24 protein-coding genes are annotated in these 21,620 nt (G+C 42.7%); 3 read left to right on the top strand and 21 right to left on the bottom strand.

The genetic code is table 11. The features are described 5' to 3' along the window. The first annotated feature begins 41 nt into the window (after positions 1–41). Genes A8805_RS04865 through A8805_RS04855 form a run of 3 tightly spaced genes read left to right on the top strand, consistent with a single transcriptional unit; the run spans position 42 to position 2,418 of the window. Positions 42–1,316 carry a double-cubane-cluster-containing anaerobic reductase gene (locus A8805_RS04865; protein WP_109709078.1) on the top strand — a complete coding sequence of 425 codons (1,275 nt, stop codon included), beginning with the start codon at positions 42–44 and terminating at the stop codon, positions 1,314–1,316. 40 nt (positions 1,317–1,356) lie between these two features. After that, positions 1,357–1,617, top strand: coding sequence for a DUF3343 domain-containing protein (locus tag A8805_RS04860; protein WP_109709077.1), 261 nt, complete (start codon positions 1,357–1,359; stop codon positions 1,615–1,617). Between the two features lie 15 nt (positions 1,618–1,632). Continuing rightward, positions 1,633–2,418 (top strand): acyl-CoA dehydratase activase, encoded by a 786-nt coding sequence (locus tag A8805_RS04855; RefSeq protein WP_109709076.1) that lies wholly within the window; start codon positions 1,633–1,635, stop codon positions 2,416–2,418. Positions 2,419–2,520: 102 nt separating this feature from the next. Here the strand turns inward: A8805_RS04855 and A8805_RS04850 are convergent, their stop codons facing one another. The 21 genes from A8805_RS04850 to A8805_RS04750 all read right to left on the bottom strand — a co-directional run bounded on the left by A8805_RS04850 (position 2,521) and on the right by A8805_RS04750 (position 21,545). Then, complete coding sequence (locus A8805_RS04850; RefSeq protein ID WP_109709075.1) at positions 2,521–2,844, bottom strand: inorganic pyrophosphatase; 324 nt, start codon at positions 2,842–2,844, stop codon at positions 2,521–2,523. Positions 2,845–2,893: 49 nt separating this feature from the next. Then, positions 2,894–4,327 (bottom strand): Asp-tRNA(Asn)/Glu-tRNA(Gln) amidotransferase subunit GatB, encoded by a 1,434-nt coding sequence (gatB, locus tag A8805_RS04845; RefSeq protein WP_109709074.1) that lies wholly within the window; start codon positions 4,325–4,327, stop codon positions 2,894–2,896. A 4-nt stretch (positions 4,328–4,331) separates the two neighbouring features. After that, positions 4,332–5,807: an Asp-tRNA(Asn)/Glu-tRNA(Gln) amidotransferase subunit GatA gene (gene gatA / locus A8805_RS04840; protein ID WP_109709073.1), complete on the bottom strand. Its 1,476-nt coding sequence runs from the start codon at positions 5,805–5,807 to the stop codon at positions 4,332–4,334. An 11-nt stretch (positions 5,808–5,818) separates the two neighbouring features. Then, the gene (gene gatC / locus A8805_RS04835) at positions 5,819–6,112 is read right to left on the bottom strand and encodes an Asp-tRNA(Asn)/Glu-tRNA(Gln) amidotransferase subunit GatC (RefSeq protein WP_109709266.1); all 294 of its coding nucleotides are present in this window, start codon (positions 6,110–6,112) and stop codon (positions 5,819–5,821) included. A 124-nt stretch (positions 6,113–6,236) separates the two neighbouring features. Beyond that, positions 6,237–7,271: a hypothetical protein gene (locus A8805_RS04830; RefSeq protein WP_109709071.1), complete on the bottom strand. Its 1,035-nt coding sequence runs from the start codon at positions 7,269–7,271 to the stop codon at positions 6,237–6,239. An 85-nt stretch (positions 7,272–7,356) separates the two neighbouring features. Then, positions 7,357–8,688 carry an aspartate--tRNA(Asn) ligase gene (aspS, locus tag A8805_RS04825; RefSeq protein WP_109709070.1) on the bottom strand — a complete coding sequence of 444 codons (1,332 nt, stop codon included), beginning with the start codon at positions 8,686–8,688 and terminating at the stop codon, positions 7,357–7,359. Between the two features lie 581 nt (positions 8,689–9,269). After that, positions 9,270–10,481, bottom strand: coding sequence for a S41 family peptidase (locus A8805_RS04820; protein ID WP_109709069.1), 1,212 nt, complete (start codon positions 10,479–10,481; stop codon positions 9,270–9,272). A 79-nt stretch (positions 10,482–10,560) separates the two neighbouring features. Continuing rightward, entirely contained in the window at positions 10,561–11,718 is a 1,158-nt protein-coding gene (locus A8805_RS04815) for a murein hydrolase activator EnvC family protein (protein WP_109709068.1), read from the bottom strand. 9 nt (positions 11,719–11,727) lie between these two features. After that, positions 11,728–12,681, bottom strand: coding sequence for a permease-like cell division protein FtsX (gene ftsX / locus A8805_RS04810; RefSeq protein WP_109709067.1), 954 nt, complete (start codon positions 12,679–12,681; stop codon positions 11,728–11,730). Continuing rightward, positions 12,671–13,357: a cell division ATP-binding protein FtsE gene (ftsE, locus tag A8805_RS04805; RefSeq protein ID WP_109709066.1), complete on the bottom strand. Its 687-nt coding sequence runs from the start codon at positions 13,355–13,357 to the stop codon at positions 12,671–12,673. Before ftsE ends, ftsX begins: the two co-directional genes overlap by 11 nt. 26 nt (positions 13,358–13,383) lie before the next feature. Continuing rightward, a complete protein-coding gene (locus A8805_RS04800; protein ID WP_109709064.1) occupies positions 13,384–14,475 on the bottom strand; it encodes a PucR family transcriptional regulator in 1,092 nt (363 codons plus the stop codon). A 204-nt stretch (positions 14,476–14,679) separates the two neighbouring features. Beyond that, positions 14,680–15,549, bottom strand: coding sequence for a YitT family protein (locus tag A8805_RS04795; RefSeq protein WP_109709063.1), 870 nt, complete (start codon positions 15,547–15,549; stop codon positions 14,680–14,682). A gap of 3 nt (positions 15,550–15,552) precedes the next feature. Continuing rightward, positions 15,553–16,224 (bottom strand): WecB/TagA/CpsF family glycosyltransferase, encoded by a 672-nt coding sequence (locus tag A8805_RS04790; protein ID WP_109709061.1) that lies wholly within the window; start codon positions 16,222–16,224, stop codon positions 15,553–15,555. Between the two features lie 60 nt (positions 16,225–16,284). Beyond that, on the bottom strand, positions 16,285–16,470 hold the full coding sequence (locus A8805_RS04785) for a small, acid-soluble spore protein, alpha/beta type (protein ID WP_109709060.1): 186 nt from the start codon (positions 16,468–16,470) through the stop codon (positions 16,285–16,287). Positions 16,471–16,619: 149 nt separating this feature from the next. Further along, positions 16,620–16,805, bottom strand: coding sequence for a PspC domain-containing protein (locus A8805_RS04780; RefSeq protein ID WP_109709059.1), 186 nt, complete (start codon positions 16,803–16,805; stop codon positions 16,620–16,622). Between the two features lie 36 nt (positions 16,806–16,841). Next, positions 16,842–17,720 carry a DUF4097 family beta strand repeat-containing protein gene (locus A8805_RS04775; protein ID WP_109709058.1) on the bottom strand — a complete coding sequence of 293 codons (879 nt, stop codon included), beginning with the start codon at positions 17,718–17,720 and terminating at the stop codon, positions 16,842–16,844. Between the two features lie 3 nt (positions 17,721–17,723). After that, positions 17,724–18,473: a DUF1700 domain-containing protein gene (locus tag A8805_RS04770; protein WP_109709057.1), complete on the bottom strand. Its 750-nt coding sequence runs from the start codon at positions 18,471–18,473 to the stop codon at positions 17,724–17,726. Then, a complete protein-coding gene (locus A8805_RS04765; RefSeq protein ID WP_109709056.1) occupies positions 18,470–18,793 on the bottom strand; it encodes a PadR family transcriptional regulator in 324 nt (107 codons plus the stop codon). Before A8805_RS04765 ends, A8805_RS04770 begins: the two co-directional genes overlap by 4 nt. 211 nt (positions 18,794–19,004) lie before the next feature. Beyond that, the gene (locus tag A8805_RS04760; RefSeq protein ID WP_109709055.1) at positions 19,005–19,382 is read right to left on the bottom strand and encodes a response regulator transcription factor; all 378 of its coding nucleotides are present in this window, start codon (positions 19,380–19,382) and stop codon (positions 19,005–19,007) included. Positions 19,383–19,421: 39 nt separating this feature from the next. Continuing rightward, entirely contained in the window at positions 19,422–21,143 is a 1,722-nt protein-coding gene (locus tag A8805_RS04755; protein WP_109709054.1) for a DUF342 domain-containing protein, read from the bottom strand. 165 nt (positions 21,144–21,308) lie between these two features. Then, entirely contained in the window at positions 21,309–21,545 is a 237-nt protein-coding gene (locus A8805_RS04750) for a DUF1294 domain-containing protein (RefSeq protein ID WP_330405728.1), read from the bottom strand. Positions 21,546–21,620: the final 75 nt, after the last annotated feature.

The raw sequence follows: 21,620 nt of genomic DNA, 5'->3' as shown, positions 1-21,620 counted from the left end.
TGTCGATTACTGAACGAAAAAACTAAGGAGGAAAAATTAAGATGGCTGATAATCAGAAGATGTGGGATGAATTGGGGATGAATCTGGAGCTTCACGATCAATTGTGTGAGGTTCTCCCCCAGGCATTTGGGGATGTCTTTTTATCTCAGGAAAACCGTCCGGAGAGTATGGATTACTACAACATGGTGGTAGCAGATATCCATGGTATCCGTCCGGCAGAATTAATTGACCACCAGAAAAAAGGCGGTAAAGTTTTTGGTACATTCTGTGTATTTGTTCCGGACGAAATCATATTTGCAGCAGATGCAATTGCAACAGGACTTTGCGGTGGCTCCCAGTTCTGGGTACCAGGAGGGGAGAAAGTACTTCCAACCAATACATGTCCACTCATCAAGGCATCTGTAGGGGCAAGACTTGACCGCACATGTCCATTTTTCAGAATCGCAGACATGTATATTGGGGAAACAACCTGCGACGGTAAAAAGAAGGCATGGGAAATATTAAGTGAAGATGTTCCGGTTCATGTGATGAATCTTCCGCAGATGAAACGTGCAAAAGATATCAAAGCATGGGCAGAGGAAATCGAGACATTCAAAGATGTGATTGAAGAATTTACCGGAAATAAAGTGACCGGAGAGAAACTTGGGGAAAGCATTCAATTAATCAATAACAAGAGAAAAGCACTGGAAAGATTATATAATTACCGTAAAAATGAGAAGCTCCCGATCAGCGGTACGGACGCACTGGTCATTTCCCAAATTGCATTTTATGATGACCCTGCAAGGTTTACACAAATGACGAATAAATTGTGTGATGAACTGGAACAGCGTGTGCAGGATGGCGTCAGTGTAGTCCCAGAAGGCACAAAACGAATTATGCTGACAGGAACTCCTCTTGCAATTCCGAACTGGAAATTACATAATATTATTGAAACCAGCGGCGCCGCTGTTGTCTGTGAAGAAATGTGTACAGGAACCCGCTATTTCGAAAATCAGGTGGATGAGACGAAAGAGACTGTAGAAGAACAAATCGAGGCACTGGCAGAGAGATACATGAAAATTAACTGTGCCTGTTTTACCCCAAATGAGGGAAGAATTGATGATATTCTCCGGCTTGCAAAGGAATATAAAGTTGATGGCATCATCGATGTAAACCTGAAATTCTGCAACCTTTATGATACTGAAGGATATTTTGTAGAACGGGCAATGAAGGACGCAGGTATTCCGGTTCTTGGAATAGAAACAGATTATACAGACAGTGATGCGCAGCAGCTCCGCACAAGAATCAGTGCGTTTGTGGAAATGTTAAATAACTAAGCGGCGTACTGCAAAAATGATGTAGAGAGGTAAGTATCATATGCAGATTGTACAGCATTATGTATTATTTCCCAATCACGATAACGGCATGCGTCTTTACAAAGAATTAAAGGCTCTGGGGGTTCGGGCAACCATAGCTCCTACCCCCAGAGTTGCAAGTAAATGCTGTGGGATTTCTTTAATGGTTGAAGCGGAGGATATTGATACAATCAATCAGTGCAGCAAGGAACACGGTATTGAAATTCTGAAGATAGCTTCTGTTGAAAGGGATGTAAATCCTCACAGGGATAAATATTGTTAAATGAGGTAAATTATTTTGAATTATGTAGGAATTGATATTGGCTCCACTGCGTCCAAGGTGGTAGCAAGAGGCAAAGATACTTTTCAGTTTGTGCTCCCTACGGGCTGGAGCAGTAAGGAAGCAACAACAATCATAAAGGAAAAACTTTTGGAAAATGGGATTGATGTGCTGTCAGACGAAACAAAGGTCGTAGCCACAGGATATGGACGGGCCGCAGTGGATTTTGCAGATTACACAATCACGGAAATCACCTGCCACGCACGTGGGGGACGGGAACTGGCCGGAGGAGACTGTTCTATTATTGATGTAGGAGGACAGGATACCAAGGTCATTCTACTGTCAAACGGTACGGTGCAGGATTTCCAGATGAATGACAAGTGTTCTGCGGGGACCGGTAAATTCCTTGAAATTATGGCAAACCGGCTTGGAGTTACCTTACAGGAATTATTTGAACTGGCGGAAAAAGGAACGGTGCTTCCAATCAGCTCTCTTTGTACGGTATTTGCAGAATCCGAGGTTATCAACTATATTGGTGAAGGCAGAAACCGGGAAGATATTGCAGCGGGAGTTGTAGATTCCGTGGCAGCAAAGGTGGCTCAGTTAGGCCAGAGAAAAAGGCTTTCCGAAAATTTAATTCTGACAGGTGGTTTAAGCCATAATGAATATTTCACGGAAATACTGTCAAAAAAAGTAGGGCAGAAAGTGGCTTCTGTAGAAAATGGGCGATATGCCGGAGCACTGGGCGCTGCGCTGCTGGCAGAAGAGAAGACAGTTGGAGCTGCCGGGAAAAAGAACTCCTAAAGAAGAGGGAAACCATATCCTAATAGTTAAACACAGTTTCTTTTTTGCGTTTTACTATTAGCGTATGTTTTCCCCTTTTAGATGTTTTCATTAATCTGAATTTCACATTATAACTTGTGAATTAAAATATTGCTCTTGAAAATGTGTTTGTTTTTCAATCTCCTCTTTAGAAAACATTTTACCTTCTGGTGCCACTACCCATTTTTCCTCAATATCTTCATTCCTGTGAATAATTGCAATCACTTTTCCGGTAAATTCTTTAACGGGTTCATTGATACCTAGAATATAGGCATCTTGTTCTTCTCCATCCGGTGCCATAATTCCCTTTATATGGCCATAATTAATTGGATAATACATATCTGGATATTCAGGGTGATATGTTCCCACTGCCCTATCAACAGTTACAGATACAATTTTCCCAATCATAGCATACCTCCACAAATTCTAATCTTCTAACTATACACAGTACAGTGAATTATTTCAGTGCCTCTTTCAGCATCTGATTCACCATTCCAGGATTCGCTTTTCCTTTCATGGCTTTCATTGACTGCCCTACAAGAAATGCAATGGCTTTTTCTTTCCCGCCTTTGTAATCTTCCACTGACTTGGGATTCTCTGCTATTACTTTTTCAATCACTGCTTTCAGGGCACTTTCATCATTTACGGTTTTTAGTCCATTCTCTTCTACATATTTTTCCGGGTCTATATCCTGGGAAAATATTTTTTCAAAGACTTCTTTTGCCACGGAACTGTTAATTGTTCCTGCTTCCGCCAGATTCACCAGTTTTGCAAGGTTTTCAGGAGAGAAACGAATATCCTCCGGCTCCATACTGTTCTCCTTGAGAAGACGGAGTGTCTCCACCATAAGCCAGTTGGATACTTTTTTGGGTTTTCCGCAGATTGCAGTGGCTGCCTCAAAGATATCCGCCATTTTTTTAGATCCTGTAAGAATCTCGGCATCATACTGTGGAATATCAAATTCCTTTTTATAACGTTCCAGCTTCTCAGACCGCAGCTCCGGCTGTCTGGATTTTATCTGGGTAATCCATTCATCACTGATGACAATGGGCACCAAATCCGGTTCTGGAAAATATCTGTAATCCTGTGCATCCTCTTTTGAACGCATAGCATAGGAACTTTCTTTATTGTCATCCCAGCGTCTTGTCTCCTGAATTACTGGTTTTCCTTCCTCCAGCAATTCTATCTGCCGCTCCCGCTCTGCTTCAATTGCTCTTGCTATGGCCTTGAAGGAGTTCAGATTTTTCATTTCTGTTCTCGTTCCTAACGTTTCGCTCCCCGCTTCCCGCACAGACAGGTTCACGTCCGCCCTCATGGAGCCTTCCTGCAGTTTGCAATCTGAGGCTCCCAAATACTGAATTATCAGGCGGAGCTTTTCCAGATAGCTGATAACCTCTTCTGCAGAACACATGTCCGGCTCTGATACGATTTCTACCAGAGGAACCCCGCTTCGGTTATAATCAACCAAAGTGGTATCGTCCCACTCATCATGAACCAGTTTTCCAGCATCTTCTTCCATGTGCATCTCGTGGATACGCACCTTTTTCTTTATTCTGCCGCTCTCTATCTCTACATACCCATCCCTCGCAATGGGCAGATAAAGCTGGGATATCTGATAATTCTGAGGATTATCGGGATAAAAGTAATTCTTACGGTCAAACTTACACGTCTGCGTTATCCTGCAGTTTGCAGCCAGTCCAATCGCCATTGCATATTCCACAACCTGCTTATTCAGCACCGGGAGGGAACCAGGCATCCCAGTACAAACCGGGCAGGTATGGGTATTGGGTGCTCCGCCAAATTCTGTACTGCACCCGCAGAAAATTTTTGTTTTTGTTGCTAACTCTACATGGACTTCCAGCCCAATGACCATCTCGTATTGTCTTGCCATTCCCTTATACCCCCTCTCCTATATTTGCCGGAACTACATACTGCTTGTTTGTGGCACATTCATAGGTGTAAGCAGTGCGGATTAAAGTTTTCTCCTGAAAACTGTTTCCAATGAGCTGCATTCCAATAGGCAAGCCTTTGCTGTCCCTGCCTGCCGGAACAGACATACCGGGCAGCCCTGCCAGATTTACCGCAACTGTATAGATATCTCCCAAATACATTTTCATGGGGTCAGTTAAACTTTTCCCAAGCTCAGGTGCCGTAGCTGGTGCGGCGGGACCAAGAATGACATCATATTTTTCAAACGCCCTGTCAAACGCCTGCTTAATCAATGCCTTAGTCCGCAGTGCTTTCAGGTAATACGCATCATAATAACCGGAACTTAGTACAAACGAGCCCAGCATAATTCTCCGCTTCACCTCCGCTCCAAAGCCTTCCGAACGGGTTTTTTTATACATATTGTGAAGCCCTTCGTAGTCTGGTGTACGATAACCATATTTTACACCGTCAAAACGCTCCAGGTTTGAACTGGCTTCGGCAGAAGCTATGACATAATATGCAGGGATTGCGTACTGTACAAGGCTGAGGTCGAACTCCTCCACCACAGCACCTCTTTCTTCCAGCACTTTGGCAGCTTTCCTGATTGCCTTCCTGATGTCTTCATCTAGTCCTTCTCCCAAATAATCTCTTGGAATACCGATTTTCAATCCTTTTACATTGTCAGTAAGCGCACTGGTAAAGTCATAGTCCTTTCTTTTTACCGAGGTACTGTCTTTCGTATCGTGGGAAGCAATGGTTTCCAGTATTGCCGCGCAGTCTGATACGTCTTTTGCCACAGGCCCAATCTGATCCAGAGATGAACCATATGCTATGAGTCCATAGCGAGATACAGTTCCATATGTGGGTTTCAGCCCGACTACACCGCAGAAAGCGCTGGGCTGCCGGATAGAGCCGCCAGTATCTGACCCCAGCGAATAATAGCATTCTTGGGCTGCTACAGCAGCACAGGAGCCTCCCGAAGAACCGCCTGGCACATGAGCCGTATTGTGGGGATTTTTCGTGGGACCATAATAAGAAGTCTCTGTAGTACTGCCCATGGCAAACTCATCCATATTCGTTTTTCCAATAATGACAGCCCCCGCCTTTTTCAGGTTCAGCACCGCTTCTGCCGTGTATACAGGCTTAAACCCAGACAGAATTTTGGAACTGCATGTGGTAAGCTGTCCCTCAATGCACAGGTTATCCTTCACTGCTGCAGGTACACCCGCCAAAGGCCCGGTGAGTGTCTTGTTATCTATTAGCTTCTGTATTTCCTCTGCCTGCTTTAGTGCCCCCTCCTCGTCCAGAGTTACATAACTGTTTATCTCCGGTTCTACTGCTTTTGCACGCTCAATAACTGCTTTCACGGCATCTAACACAGAAATCTTTTTTTCCTTTATCATTTTTCCCAGCTCAAGGGCTGTGAAGCTTAATATATCCATGTAAATTCCTCCTACGCTATCGTTTTTGGTACTTCAAATCTGTCATCTTTCCTGAGAGGTGCATTTGCCAGAATTTCTTCTTTCTTATCACCATTTGTAACAATATCCTCCCGGAATACATTGTTTACCGGAAATACATGGGACATAGGCTCAATTCCTTCTGTATCAAGCTCATTTAATGTGTCAATATAATCCAGCATCTTTTCCATATCTGTTTTTGCTGCTTCTTTTTCCTCTGCTGGTAATTCCAGCTTAGCAAGAATGCCCACATAATCAATTGTTTCATCTGATATTTTATGTTTCATAGTAACCACCTTCCTTGTCTTCTGATATACAAAAGGGGTGAACTTTTTTGCGCACTTCACCAAAAAAGCCACTCCCCATTGAGTCATACCTTTTAATCATTATTACTTTCCATTAATATCCTTGTTAATATCTGTAAATATCATAATAAGAATCATAATCTTCTGTTTCTATTATCTGGCTGGGAATCAGCATACCGTCTGCATCCTGGGCACATACGGCTGTTCCCGCAGGAAGGACAACGTTGCGGTATACAGAATCCAGGTCATTAGAAGATACCCATCCGGTTTGGTTCAGAAAGTTTAATTCCTCATCTTCATAATCCGTATAAAGAGGAATCCGGTATGAAATACTGGTCCAATCAGATATGGCCTGAAAATCATACACTCCCTCCGGGAAGTCTTCACCTGCAATAACAGTTTCACCTTTTCTGAGCAAAACTTCTTCTGTCAGCGGATTTTCAATGGTTGCCTGCATCCCGCTCTGAGCATTTTCTGTATAGAGACGAAGACGCACATCTCCTGATATTTCGAAGATGGAGCCCTGATAAAGCCTTACATCCCCCCATTCCAGAACTTCATCATATTCTTCCTCATCACCAAAGGACTGCCACATATAAATGGAATTTTCGTAGTCATCTACGGATGCACTTCCCACTCCTTCTTCCAAATAAACTACATATCTGCCTTCCGGGATATGAACACCGGTTTTATATTGTCCCGGTTCCAGTATAATCTCAAAAGTTTCTCCTTCATCCGATAATTCACGTGGCGCATATTCGTAAGGAACATAAGCCTCAGACTCTGTTGTTACCGTCTCATGTTTCTCTTTTGTGTAACTGCCAATAGCACCTAAAACTACCAAAATGATACTAATAATAAAACCCAGGGTGCCAAACCGTCTTTTGCCTCTCTTGGCAGGCACAGGAGTTTTTATTTGCGGAACCCTGACTTTTTCCTCTTTTTTAGGCTTTTGAACCTTCTGCACTTCCTTTTTGTCCTGCAAACTTTCAACTCTTGCACGATTCTTTATTCTTTTTTCCGTAGCGCTGTAGTTCAGACGGTAAGTTTTTTTATCAGTTTTTTTATCTCTTAACCCACAGTCTACGCACCGTCCGTCCGATACCTTACCTCCGCATAAATAACATCTCTTTTTAAACATTGGTCCCTCTCATTCTGCCCGGATGGCTCAATCACTATTTATACTTATTGAAATTGAACATTCATCCATCAATAAGTATGGCTTCTTATGGCTCCAGCCTGCTCAAATCTCTTGGGAATAACGTTGCCTCCCGCACATTATCTTCCCCTATTAACTTCATGGCCAGCCTCTCCAGCCCGATTCCCAGACCTCCGTGAGGCGGCATGCCATGCTTGAATGCACTCAGATACTGCTCCATGCCCTCTTCCGTCATTCCTCTTGTTTCCATCTTCTCCATCAACTTGTTATAATCGTGGATACGCTGGCCTCCCGTTGTAATTTCCATCCCTTGAAACAACAAGTCAAAGCTTAATGTATAAGTTGTATCTTCCGGATCATCCATTGCATAAAATGGACGTTTTTTTGATGGATAGTGGGTGACAAAAACAAAATCTGCATCCCATTCTTCTTTTGCATACTGGCCGATTAACAGTTCTTCCTCCGGCTCTAAATCAAATGGATTTTTAATTTTCCGTCCATATTTTTCAGATACCATTTTTTTAACCTCATCAAATCTCACAGCAGGTATCTCCTCTGCCTTAGGAAGTTCGATTCCAAGAATTTTCAGCTCTCTTGCGTAATCCTTTTGAAGAATTTTCATTGTATACTGGAGGAGTCCGGCTTCCATAGCCATAATATCCTCAAAACCGTCAATGTAACCCATCTCAAAGTCAAGGCTTGTATATTCATTCAAATGACGTTTTGTATTATGCTTCTCGGCCCGGAAAACCGGTGCTGTCTCAAACACCCGGTCAAATACTCCCACCATCATCTGTTTATAAAACTGAGGACTCTGCTGCAGGATTGCGGGTTTATGAAAATAATCCAGCTTGAACACATTCGCTCCGCCCTCCGCACTTTTTGCACCTATTTTCGGGGTATGAATCTCTGTAAAACCTTGTTCATACAAGAAATCCCTAAAGCCCCGGACAATGCCTTCCTGTATTTTAAACTTTGCCCTCTCCCTGATGTTGCGCAGTGAGATGGGACGATAATTCAGCCTTGCTTCCAGAGAAGTATCCAATTTCCATTTTGCAACGGGAAGAGGCAGGGGCTTTGCCGGCTCACTCAAAATCTGTATTTCTTCAATTCTGATTTCAACGCCTCCCGGTGCTTTTTCTGATGCTGCAAAAATTCCTGTTACTTCGACTGTATCAGCTTCCTTCAAATCTTTCAAGTCAAACTTTGAAACACCTTCCTCAAAAACGCACTGTACCAGACCCTCTCTTTTTCTTAGAATGATAAAAGCCACCGTCCCCATATCACGGATAGTATGAATTGCACCATTCACTTTCACACGGTTTCCAGCCACACCCTCTTCAAATAACTGACTTAATTCTAATGTGTCTTTTTGTTTTACTCCTGTTACATACTCCATGTTTTTTCTCCTTTCTGCTCCTTATCCGTGCATCCCGGATCTTAAAAACCAGAGGCTGTACAAAAGTTTCTGTAAACAGGAAAGAATCTTGCCTGCAAGATTCTCCGCCTGGGTTGGGTTGTGATAGCAACACCTTCTTTGCCAACCCAGTGCGATCCTCCGGAGGATTTTTGTATGATAGGAAACTACGTTTCCTATCATACAAAAAGTCCCGGGATGCATTTGCATCCCGGGACGGATTCAACATTCATAATCCGCGGTACCACCCGCATTGAACAAGCTATTCAGCACACTTGCTCCACTCTATGTGTGTAACGTACACAGCACGTACCGGCCTACTAAAATTCGACCTGTCAGCTCCCAAGTGTTCCCTTAATCTTCTCCCCTGTCCGGCGCTCTCAGTCGGTGACGCCTACTTCCTGTCAGTTTCTGAAAATCAGAGTCTTGTTCACAGCCTTTATCTTTTTAACATTTTATTTTGTTAAAACTGGTTACAATCATAGCACATGATTTTTCTCTTTGCAAGGTATTTTTGCAAGATTTCCATGGCAAAATTTCACTTTTATACAATCCTGCCCTATTTATTGCAATTCTTCTCCTATAATTTCCAGCGCCTTTTCCAACTGATTATCCGCTTTTTCGTCATCAGGATTGGCCTCATATTTCACTTCTACATCCGGTGAAACGCCCTTTTTGTGTATGCTTCTCCCGCTGGGCAGAAAATACTCTGCAATCGTTACTTTCAGGCAGGTTCCATCTCCCAGACTCACCAATTGCTGAACGATTCCCTTGCCATAAGTGGTAGTGCCCACAATATCACCCACCTTATAATCCTGAATGGCACCGGAAAATATTTCCGCCGCACTTGCACTGTACTGGTTCACCAACACAGTTAAAGGTTTTGTAAATTCATGGTCTTCCTGATTTTTGTATTCTTCTCTTCCGCCATTTTTATCCTCTGTATATACCACCATTCCTTTGGGAAGCAAGAGCTCCAGCATATCCACAACTGTATCAAGATCTCCTCCGGGATTAGACCTTAAATCAATCACAAGGCCCTTCATTCCCTGGTTCTCAAGGTCAGCCAGCGCAGTCTTAAACTGAGTATAGGTCACCCGGTCAAACTCTGTAATATGAATATAACCAACCTGATCCTCTTTCATTTCATAATTCACAGTCTGCACTTCAATATTCCGCCGGGTTACTGTGCAGGTAATCTGCTTCATATCCTCACCCCTGTACACATGCAGTGTGACCTCGGTTCCCTCTTCGCCTTTGATCCACGATACAATCTGGGTCAAATCCTCATCCCCGATAACATGTTCATCTACCTGATACAAAATATCTTCTGCCTTCAGGCCAGCTTCTTCAGCAGGGGAACCTTCATAGACATTTCCTATAACTACCGCATTTGTCTCTTTATCTTTCAATAATCCTGCACCGATACCGGAATATTCCCCGGAGGTCGTCTCAAGCAGTTCTTTCGTCTGCTCTTCGTTATAATAGACGGTGTATGGATCCCCGAGACCACTGACATATCCGGCATAAATACCGTCCTGCAGCGCCTGTTTATCCATATCCTCCGTATAGAGATAATAATGGTCTATCAGGCTGCCCAGAGATTTTAATTTTTTATCTGTCTTCTGCTGTGTGGTGACCTGGGCAGCGGCAGCACCGTCTCCCAGAATATTCTTTGAAACAACTCCCCACAATCCCAGACCTGCAATGGTAAGCAGTAGCATAACGAGGGCGCCATACAGCGCCCCCCGGATAAAACTTTTTTTATCGTTCATATTTGTTCCAACCTTTGAGATTATTCTCATCAACGTTCAATAAGATATGACTTACCTTATTTTCCCGACAGTAACAGATTTATAAATATCCCTGTGGGTCCACGGCTGCACCATTGATTTCTACCTGGAAATGCAGATGTGCGCCAAAAGAATTTCCTGTATTTCCCACATATCCAATCTGCTGCCCTTTCGCTACCACCTGTCCTTCACTGACACACAGGGCAGAATGGTGCATGTATTTTGTAGTCAGGCCATTGCCGTGATTGATTACAACCCAGTTACCTGCACTGTCACTCCATCCTGCGGTAATGACTGTACCGCCAGCCGCCGCGTATGTAGGTGTACCTTCTGCCGCCGCTAAATCCAGACCTTTATGGAAGGATGCATCAAAATCCCTGTATCCGAATGTACTGGATACGTATCCTCCCGGGCAGGGATTCGTAAACTGGCCGTTTCCGCTGACAACCGGAGTAGAATCCGGTTCCGCATAACTGCCCCCTCCGCCGGAAGCTGACCCATTATTCGCTGCTTGCTGCTGTGCGGCTTGTATTGCCGCCTGCTGCTGAAGCTGCTTCTGACGCTCTGCCTCCGCCTCTTTAACCAGCTTTTCCAGTGTGGCTGCATTATCTCCAATCTGATTTTCCAAATCTGCAATCTGAATCTTCTTACTGTCCAGTAATGACTGTACTTCATCTTGCTTTTTTATCAGTTCATCCTGCAGTCCTGAAAGCTCTGCATATTCCTTTTCCAGTGTGGCTTCTTTCTCTTCTACTTCTTTCACCACATTCTGGAACTCGGTAAGCATATTTCTATCATATGTAGAAATCTGGGAAAAATACTCCGCTTTATTCAAAAAGTCGCTGATGCTCTCACATTCTAGTAAAATTTCAAGGAATTGTGAGTTTCCGTTCTCATACATGAACCGGATACGCTTCTTCATACTTTCATACTGGTTGTTCTCATCTATCTTAGCTTCAACCAGTTCATTTTCTGCCGTCTGGATCTCTGTCTGCTTTTTTTCTAACTTTTCTTTTATAGTATTCATATCCGAGACAATAGTACTTAACTGTGATGCCAGGGAATTCTTCTCCTCTTCAGCAGACTTTTTCTTAGACTCCAGCTCATCCGCCTTTCTCTGCGCTTCTTCAACCGTTGTGGCATTTACATTCAGATTCAGGGCTGTACACAAAACCATTATCAAAACTGCACTTATAATGCTTTTCTTTCGTCTATTCATAAGTGCCACCTATACTTTCAGATGCTTGCGCACAGTGAAGTAACTTCCGATAAAACCGATTCCCACACCAAGCAGCAGCCCTACAGGGAGCAGATACTGATACACCTCTGCCACAGGCAGAAAGTCAATAATATTATTCAAAATCTTGAACTTGGTCAGCACATAATCCACTGCTTTTCCATAAAGCCCATACAGCAAAAGTAACGGTATAACCGCACCCAGAAGTCCCATAATCAGCCCTTCTATGACAAAGGGCGAACGGACCACAAAATCCTTGGCGCCGATATATTTCATAATGGCAATCTCTTCTTTACGGACGGTAATTCCCATCGTAACCGTATTGCTGATCAGGAAGATGGACACTGCAAACAAAATTGCAATAATTGCTACGGAAACATAACCAACCAGCACATTTATACTGGAAAGTGTATTTGCCACCACATCTGACTTATTCACTTTGCGGACTCCATCCAGACTCTTCGCAAACTTAACCAAATCCTGCTGCGTAGCTGCCAGTGACTTACTTCTGGCAGTCAGGCTTGCTCCGTCATTGTCCAGTGTCTTCATATACACTTCATAGTTGTCGGCTCCTGCCAGAGGATTGTCATTTTTAAATCCATCCGCCATATCCGCATTTTCCCCGAAGTAATCATCCTTAAACTTGTCCCACGCCTCATCTGCCGAAACGAAAACCACATCTGAGACATCCTCTCTGCTCTTGAGTTCATTCCCAATATTACTAATCTGGCTCTGGGTAGCATCCTCATCAAAAAAGACTGTAATTGCCACGCCTTCTTCCGCGGACTTCACTATGTACTGAAAATTCAGCAAGATAGAAAAGAACAGTCCAAACAGGAAAATACAAGCTGACATTGTTGCGATAGACGCAAGCGAAAACATCTTGTTTCTCCCAATATTCTTAATACCTTGTTTTCCTACGTATCCTAATGTACTAATTCTCATCGAAATACCTACCTTTTTGTTCATCACTGACGATAACGCCTTGTTTCATCGTTATAACGCGCTCGTTCATCTCATTTACGATTTCCTGGTTGTGAGTAACAACCAGCACTGTTGTCCCTCTCTCATTCGCTTCTTTCAACAGACTCATGATCTCCCATGAGTTGGTTGGATCCAGGTTACCAGTCGGCTCATCGGCCAACAAAATGGCAGGCTCATTCACAATTGCCCTGGCAATTGCAACACGCTGCTGTTCTCCCCCTGACAGCTCCTTTGGAAATGACTTATATTTCTGTGCCAATCCCACAAGGGAAAGTGCCGCAGGCACTTTCTTCTTGAGAACACGAAGTGGTGTCTCAGTTACACGCAGTGCAAAAGCAATATTTTCATAAATATTTCTGTCTTTTAAAAGACGGAAGTCCTGAAAAACAACTCCCAAGCCCCTTCTGTACTTCGCAATATGACGATGTCTCATTCTGTTCAGATTCTGGCCGTTGACAATGATGGTTCCATCTGTCGGTTCCAGCTCCTTCATAATCAGACGAATCAAAGTGGATTTTCCTGAACCGCTGTCCCCTACGATGAACACGAATTCTCCCTGTTCAATCTTTACGGATACACCGTTGAGAGCAGCATTCCTCTTTGAATACTCCTTCGTTACATTCTTTAGTTCAATCATATGCTCCTCCTAATTATTCATACTCCTTAGTATTCTAATGATTCCATATACTTCATGTATTTTACTACCATCAGAGCAATCTTGAATGTAATCGCATCTTCAAAGACACGCAAATCAAGTCCTGTGCTCTTCTGCAGCTTATCCAGCCGGTATACCAGAGTATTTCTGTGAATATATAACTGTCTGGACGTTTCTGATACATTCAGACTATTCTCAAAGAATTTGTTGATAGTCGTCAATGTCTCCTCATCAAAATCGTCCGGAGATTTCCCCTCAAATATCTCCTTAATAAACATCTTGCAAAGTGGAATCGGCAGCTGGTAAATCAAACGTCCGATACCAAGCGTACTGTATGCCACAATGTCTTTCTCGTCAAAGAAAATCTTACCTACATCCAATGCAAGCTTCGCCTCTTTGTAAGACTTGGAAACTTCTTTAATGTCATTTACCACAGTTCCATATGCAATATGGACATGTTCTTCTCCGCATTCTGACTTCAGTATATCCAGCATGTCCCTCGCCATTTTTTCGAGTTCTTTGCTGCCGTCCCGGTCAGAAAGTTCTTTGACTACAATGATATTCTTCTCATCAACGGCCGTAATAAAGTCCTTGGACTTCCCTCCGAGAAGAGTCCTTACATTGTCCAGCGCCACGCTATCTTTTTCATGAGATGTTTCAATAATAAAGATAACACGTTTTAACTCTGTGTCAATATGTAATTTCTTGGCTCTGTTATAAATATCCACCAACAGGAGGTTATCCAGCAGAAGATTTTTGATAAAATTATCTTTATCAAACCTCTCTTTATACGCTACCAGAAGGCTCTGAACCTGGAATGCGGCAATCTTTCCAACCATATAAACTTCTTCATTCTCGCCGCCGGCAAGCAGCACATACTCCAGCTGCTGCTCATCAAATATTTTAAAAAACTGGTATCCCTGAATTACCTGACTGTCAGCAGGAGACTCTACAAAGGACAAGACAGCACTTTCATAACCTTTCATATCATCAAATGTGGTTGCAAGTGCTTTTCCCTCTGTGTCCAGGACACAGAAATCAATTCTTGAAATGCCTTTCAGACCCTCAATTGTGTTTTGCAGTATCTGATTTGAAATCATACTTTATCTCCTCCGCTTCTCAGCTCATTTCCATGTGCATTTTTCACAAACATCTTTTTCAAAAAAATTGAAAATACACATCCACAAATTCTATATTAATGCATAAAGCCAAAAAAATAAAGAGGAAATACTGTTTTTTTATGCATTTCCTCATATATTTTACAAAAAATTCATATTTCCACATTTATACATAGTTCACAAAGACTATTCTACAGGGAAAAATCCTTCTCCCATAACCTCTCTGGCATCACTGACAATAATGAACGCATTCTCATCAATCTTACCAACCAATTCCTTTAAATGAACCAATTCTTTCTTTGTGACAACGCAGAAGAGCAGATAACGGTCTGTCCCTGTGTACATCCCCTTTGCATAAATCCCGGTCAGCCCCCTGTCCACCTTATGCATAATAGCATTCGACACCTCTTCGTACTTGTCAGTAATAATATAGGCAGCTTTTGCGAATTTAATACCTTCAATGATGGCATCCGCTATCCGGTTAACTACTACAATGGTAATAATTGCATAGAGCGCACGTTCTATACCAAACACATAGCCGCCGACAATCACAATGACGGCATCTATCACCATCATAATCCTAGCAACTGAAAATTGACGCAGGTAATTTTGTATGATCGCTCCAACCATGTCCGTACCGCCGGTAGTCGCTTTCGTTAAAAAAACCAGCCCCATACCCAGTCCCTGCAGTGCTCCGCCAAAAATAGCCGCCAGCAGGATATTATTTTCTATGAAGGAAACGGAGGGGATAATCCCCAGCCAGAAAGAGACCATAATAGTGGAAAATAAGGTCTTCCCTATAAAGTTTTTCCCCTTTACCTTCAATGCTGCCAGAAAAACCGGCAAGTTCAATGCAATGTTTGTAAACCACAGAGGAACTCCCCCTGGAACGATTCCTTCCGTAAGGCTTTTAATAATAATAGCCAGTCCTGAAAAACCACCCACAACCAAACTGTTTGGTTCATAAATACATTTAATCGCAAAGGAAACAATACCTGTTCCCACAACGATATATACGTACTTCATATATACCGGTCTTTCCCGATAACCACGCATGGCTTAATTCTCCTTCTTCTGTTTTTCTACCCGGTAACGGAACGCCTTTTTCATAAGAAACCTGCGCACACCGCCTCCGTTCTCCTCATTATAGTTCGCTGCCAGAACATTCCCGCATCCCAGCCAGACTCTGGCATTGAGCAAGGCACTGTTCCTGACAATGAAATCCTCCTGCTGAGGCGACGGCAGTACAGAAAGTATACAGTCTGTTTCAACTCCGTTTACATTGTTGATGACATCCTCTTCTGACTTACCTTCAGGATTTAATATACCATGTCCTGCTATGAAGATTCCCCTGTTGTATTTTCCCATGTCCTGTTCCAGACTGAGCAGTTCTTTTTCGGATGGGGCAATCAGAAATACCTTCTTCCGGTTTCTCCCTAAGTAACGCAGAAACATTCTCAGAAAAACCCTATTTGCCACATCCCGCAATAAGTTCCTGTCCTGTATTTCGGCAGCTTCTAATATCTCCCGCTCTCCCGGAAGTACCATATCAATTTCCTTCGTATTCTCTTTCCATACGGGATCATCTTTTCCCTGCATGAGCATATCCAGCGTGACAATCTCAATCGTATTAATTGATTCACTCTCCATGTACTGCACAACCGCCTGCATGGCCGCTTTTGCTGTGAGACCATCAATCTCCACATCAAAGATATTCATCTTTTCTTTCATCTTCACCACCTATGCTTCTTCTCCCCAGTCGTACAATTGTATCAAAAATCAGCGGATTTTTCAACTCTTTCGCTTTCTTTTTGTAATCAGACCTCCAATTCTTCCTGTTTCCTTGGATGAAAGGGAACGCCATCCCTCTGCCATCACTTTATCCAAAAGCCCCAGTTCCTCTGCAATCTCGTATTTTAGCTTTTCCTCAGGTTCCAGATTCTTTAAATCAATTGGTTTTAATTTTTTTTCAGCCATCTTGATATACCCTCCTTTTTTCTGAGAGTATTGCCGAAAAATCAGGAGGCATACAAAAAAGAAGACAAACATAAAGTGCCGGGGGACCTATGAGAACGGTCATCCCGCCTCTCTTCGAATCCCCCGGCACTTTTACAGTGAACCTTAATTTATGCCTCGTCAGGTATAATAATTGCAGCTATAAAATATGCCAGTATGCCTGTGCCTGTGCATGCTAAAAGAACTAACAGCAGGCGCACCAGCGTTGCATCTATGTTAAAATATTCTCCGATTCCTCCACATACGCCGCATATCATACGGTTGCTTTTTGAACGGTATAACTTTTTCGGTGTCATAATCATTCCTCCTTCCCTTAATTTATAAACCACTTTTTACATATCCTTTGCAAATGAAACCGCTACCCGGCCGATGCCACAATTGATGTCTATATCCTTTCCAGTGCCATTATCGATACTGCGGGTGCTGCCCAGACCTGCATAACTGTCATCTCCCACTACCAGTTCGCCAATTCCGCATTTCAGTTCATAATCATAGTCCTTCTGGCTGGCGTTCAGCACCATCTCTACATCACCTACACCACAGTCCACACTTGCCTCTTCCAGCACGGTTCCTGTCAGTGCTGCTTCACCGGCTCCACATTTTATATCCAGTTCTCCGGCTTCAAACTGTCTCACAACAGCCTGGCCTGCTCCCACGTCAATATCCAGTTCTTCTGCTCTAATATCTTCTATTTCCAGTCTGCCTGCACCTATTTTAAAAGAAGCTTCTTTCAGGCTGCTTCCCTGAGGAATCTGAATAACCAGATAACCAGTATCATTTCTTCCCACTCGTTTCCATATGCTATTGTTCTTCGTTTTAATTGTCAGACCATCTTCATCCGTCTCATAAAACAGGTTTTTTCTTAACTTGGAGCTTATCTGACTTGTATCTACTGTAATAGAATCCCCGTCGTACTGTCTGACTGCTACTTCCAGGTAAGACACTTCTACATGAAGTCCGTCTATATCGGTAAAACTTGATACATCCTCCTCATCTCCCTGAACATAATTATCACTGTCATAATAGTTAAAATCTTCTATAGAATCATCCCAGTCATACGGATTTAGTCTATAATATATTGAGTCTGTTCCATATAGTGTGCGGATTCCTGATATGGTAGCTCCCATCCCTGCTCCCACAATGCAAAATACTATTCCAATGCCTATAAGGCAGGCGCATACAACCCAAAAAACTTTCCATCTTGCTCTCATACTCTACTGCACCGCCTTTCTATGAAACGGCCAGCGGCAGATTGTTATAATTCCCCTGATCATTGCAGGATACATTACAATACAAAGCTTCACAGTTGCTACAGTGGCAATTAACCCCAGTACAAAGATAATCAATCCTGAACCACTGGTAAGAAGAGCAACAGGAAGTGCTGCCAGCAGCTTTGTCAGTCCTGCAATGAAAATAATGAGACCTGCTGCCATCAGGGCTACAGAACCAATTACCAGGCCTGCGAATAATCCAAATGCTGCGCATACAAGTCCTATAACCAGTGCCACACATCCAATCAGAAGTGGCCAGGCAAATGGAATTACGACCAGGGCAATTAAAATGACCAAAATAATCTTCAGCATCCGGCTTGTTCTCGGAGGTATGCTCCCTCTGTGATTGTCTCCATAGGATTGCTGTTGTTCTCCATCATAATAAGTATATCCACTATCCGTCTTTTTATATGCTCTTTCTCTGCGCGCCGGGCTTTCCTTTTTTTCAAATCTGGCATCACTGTAGCCATTTTCAGTAAACTCTCCTTCTTCCCGGCTTCCACTTTTCAAATCTTCCATAATTGTGGCAGCTACTTTTTCCGGGCTTCCCAGCTCACTGATTACCTGTGCTTCATTTTCCTCCCCGGCATCTTCAAAATAATTTTTATAATATTGCAGGGCTTCATCCCTTTCCTCTATTGAAATACGGGAAAGCAGCTTTTCAAGCCTTTCCATGAACTCCTTTTGATTCATACTGCTACACCTCCCTCAAATATCTCATGAATCTTTCTGGAATAATTCTTCCATTCAACTTTATATAGATTCAACTGTGCCATTCCTTTCTCTGTCACCTTATAATATCTCCTGTTCCTTCCATCAAACTGCCTGTCATATACTTCCAGACATTCATCCTTCTGCAGCCGCCTGAGTACAGGATACAGGGTTGATTCCGATACATCAATGACTCTGCGTACATCTTGGGTAATCTTGTAGCCATAAGTGCCTTCCTTATCCCGTGACACAACTGCCAGCACAATTGCGTCCAGCAATGCTGCTCCGGTGTTGAATACCATATTATCACTCCTTTAATATTATTTTCTTTTCTATATTATATTACGTATAATATAATCTGTCAATCATTATTATATATTTTTTTTACAGTAACAATTATTTTCCTTATGCATGTAATGTGTATGCCCCGGAGGGTTTTTATATAATCGGGAACATAGTTTCCGATTATATAAAAAAAAGTGGGTTTAACCCACTTTTTTATGAATTGTTTTATTATTTTAAACGAGAATCGCAAACATCCAGCAAAGCTGATATAAAATAAGATTTCTTAATGGGTTTGAATACAAAGGGAATTGAAGCTCCCAGAGACTTTACCATTTCAATTGTCTCATCATAAGCCAGTGAACTGATTATAATAAGCCCGGCCTTCGGGTAGCGTCTCAATAGCTGCCTGGAGGTTTCGATGCCATCCATTCCCGGCATAATGATATCCATAGTTATAATATCAGGTCTTTCTTTCCCATAGACTTCCAGGGCCTCTTCTCCACTCCGGTAGTGACTGATTACATTAAACTCCGTTCCTGCCAGCAGATTTTCGATTTCATTACGCGCCACAATAGAATCATCAACAATCATAACCCTCTTTTTCATAAGATATCTCTCCTTTTCTCTTAAGTTACCTCTCGGAGCCTACCTGCTTCCAATGATTATTTCGCCTTCACTGCTTCTGTAGATTCTGCCGCAGGAATGCTCTTCATTGACTAAAAGACTGGCATTACCTATCCGGATACGAACAACTGGGAGAAGCTGCCGGCACTGGATTAACCCAATCTGAGTTTTATCGTCTGTTCTTAATTCCTCTAAACGTATGTTTATTTCCTGTTCCCTCTTTTCCAGTGACTCTATTGCCTGCTTCAACTGCTCAAACATCTGCTCCTTATCTTCTCTGTGAGAAGTCTCAAGATAGAGGCTATTTTTCCTTAGCTCAGACACATTATGATGAAGTTGTTTTAATTCCTTCGTCAAAAGTTCCATTTCTTCCACACTTTTAGGGGTGTTGGCAATCGTCAGTTCTGTCATAAGCCTTCGTACTTTAGAACCGATCAGATTGGCATTAATGTTATTTGCAGCCAACAGAGTTCCTCCTATAATAGCACCTACACCAGAGGTCACTACAATATCCTGATCACTTTCTACCTTGGAATTAATAATACTTTCTGCGTATACATTTCCTTTGGCCGTTACAATACAATGCTCTAAATACCGGCATTTTATATGAGAATCGGAAGTCAGTACCCCCCGGCCGTTTCCTGACATGCCGCGGGCAATGCTGATAGGGCCGCCGGCCGTAATCCGGGCACCCTCTACAGAGCCGCGGATATCAACGCTTCCGCTGGCTTTCACTGAAAAACCATTTCTCACATCTCCGCCGATAAAAATGTCACCGTCATAGTTTAGATTTCCCGTGGTGTTGTCAACATTTCCGTTAACTTTCAAGATTGCTTCTATCTGGAATTTCCCGTTTGCAAATGTAACATGTCCTGTCTTTTGAGAAATCAATAATGTGCCGTCTTCATTTAACACAGTATTACGTCCGGCAGGAACAGTAGCTTCTGAACCCTTTTTCTCACATAGATATGGTTTCCCCATTACATTCGTACCATTGACTCCAGGCACTGCATGGGTAATTTCACAAATGACATCTCCTTTTTTTACAGATTGAATGTTATTCTGATGCTTATAATCAACTGAGCCTCTTTCATCTTCTTCAAACTCAAGTTGCAGAACCCTCTCAAAATTTTCCTTGACGAAGCCATCAATTCCATTGATAGCCAATATCCCTTTGGCAACCAAAACGGGCTGGTCGTAAATGTGCTCCCTGACGATTGTCTTGAGAGCATCCTCTAAAATCCCCGTTGTCACCCGGTTTTGCGAAAGAAAGGATATTAAATCCTCTTCACTTATATCTTTCCCATTATGAAAAGGGGGGATGACATAAATCCATGCAGCCATGCCATCCTTTGAAATATAAATCTGAGGCTTTGCAGCTACTGGCTCCGGCTCTTTCACATTGTCTTCCCGCGGGGCATCTGCCATACGTCTAAAAGCATCCGACAAGGATTGAGCTTTTAATGCAAACTGATCACGTTCAATATTTAATATGTCTTCATTAATACGGACAAGACGCGGGTCGTCAGATGGCTCCCATATAGGCGGAAGGGGAGGAATTTGTTCTGCTGACGGAGAAGATCCTTCCTGAGCTGCTGCATCAACTGCTTCATCTCCGGCGGTCTTTTCTGCTGTCTCCTCCAGTGAAACTGCAGAAGAATCCAAGGTTTCTTCCGGTGTATTACGGGAGTTCCTTGAATTTTGAAAAAAGCCGAACAATCCTTTTCTGTTTTTTTCTTTCATAAGTTTTCTCCTCTGAACATAATAAGGTATCTGCGTTTCTTTACTTTATGAACATATTCTATATTTATTATATCGACAGGATTCAGAAGAAATATAGACATTATTAAAATTGATTTCTTGTAACTATTCAAAAGGGCAGAAATATTTGCAAATTGACTGTTCACTTTAATGTACCCTAAAACTCCATCCCAAAACTATGACCTGGAAAATCAATATGCAGGGTACTCCTATTTTAAACAGCGCTTTCTGCGTTTTGTGATGAAAGACCCTCATCCCCAAAAGCGCTCCGGCACCTCCTCCCAGCAGCGCCAGAAGGAGCAAAGTTTTTTCAGGAATCCTCCACCCGCCTTTCCGTGCCCTTCTCTTGTCTTCTCCGTAAACGAAAAAGGTAATAAAATTCATAATCATTATGATGATATATAAATACCGCATTGCTCTTCCTTTCTGTGCCAACTATACCCCGGACTTCGCCGGAAT

The sequence above is a fragment of the Faecalicatena contorta genome, from assembly GCF_003149105.1.
GTDB classification, from domain to species: domain Bacteria; phylum Bacillota; class Clostridia; order Lachnospirales; family Lachnospiraceae; genus Muricomes; species Muricomes contortus_C.
Note: the sequence above shows the minus strand (reverse complement) of the source record. Positions and strands in the feature narration are given on the sequence as shown.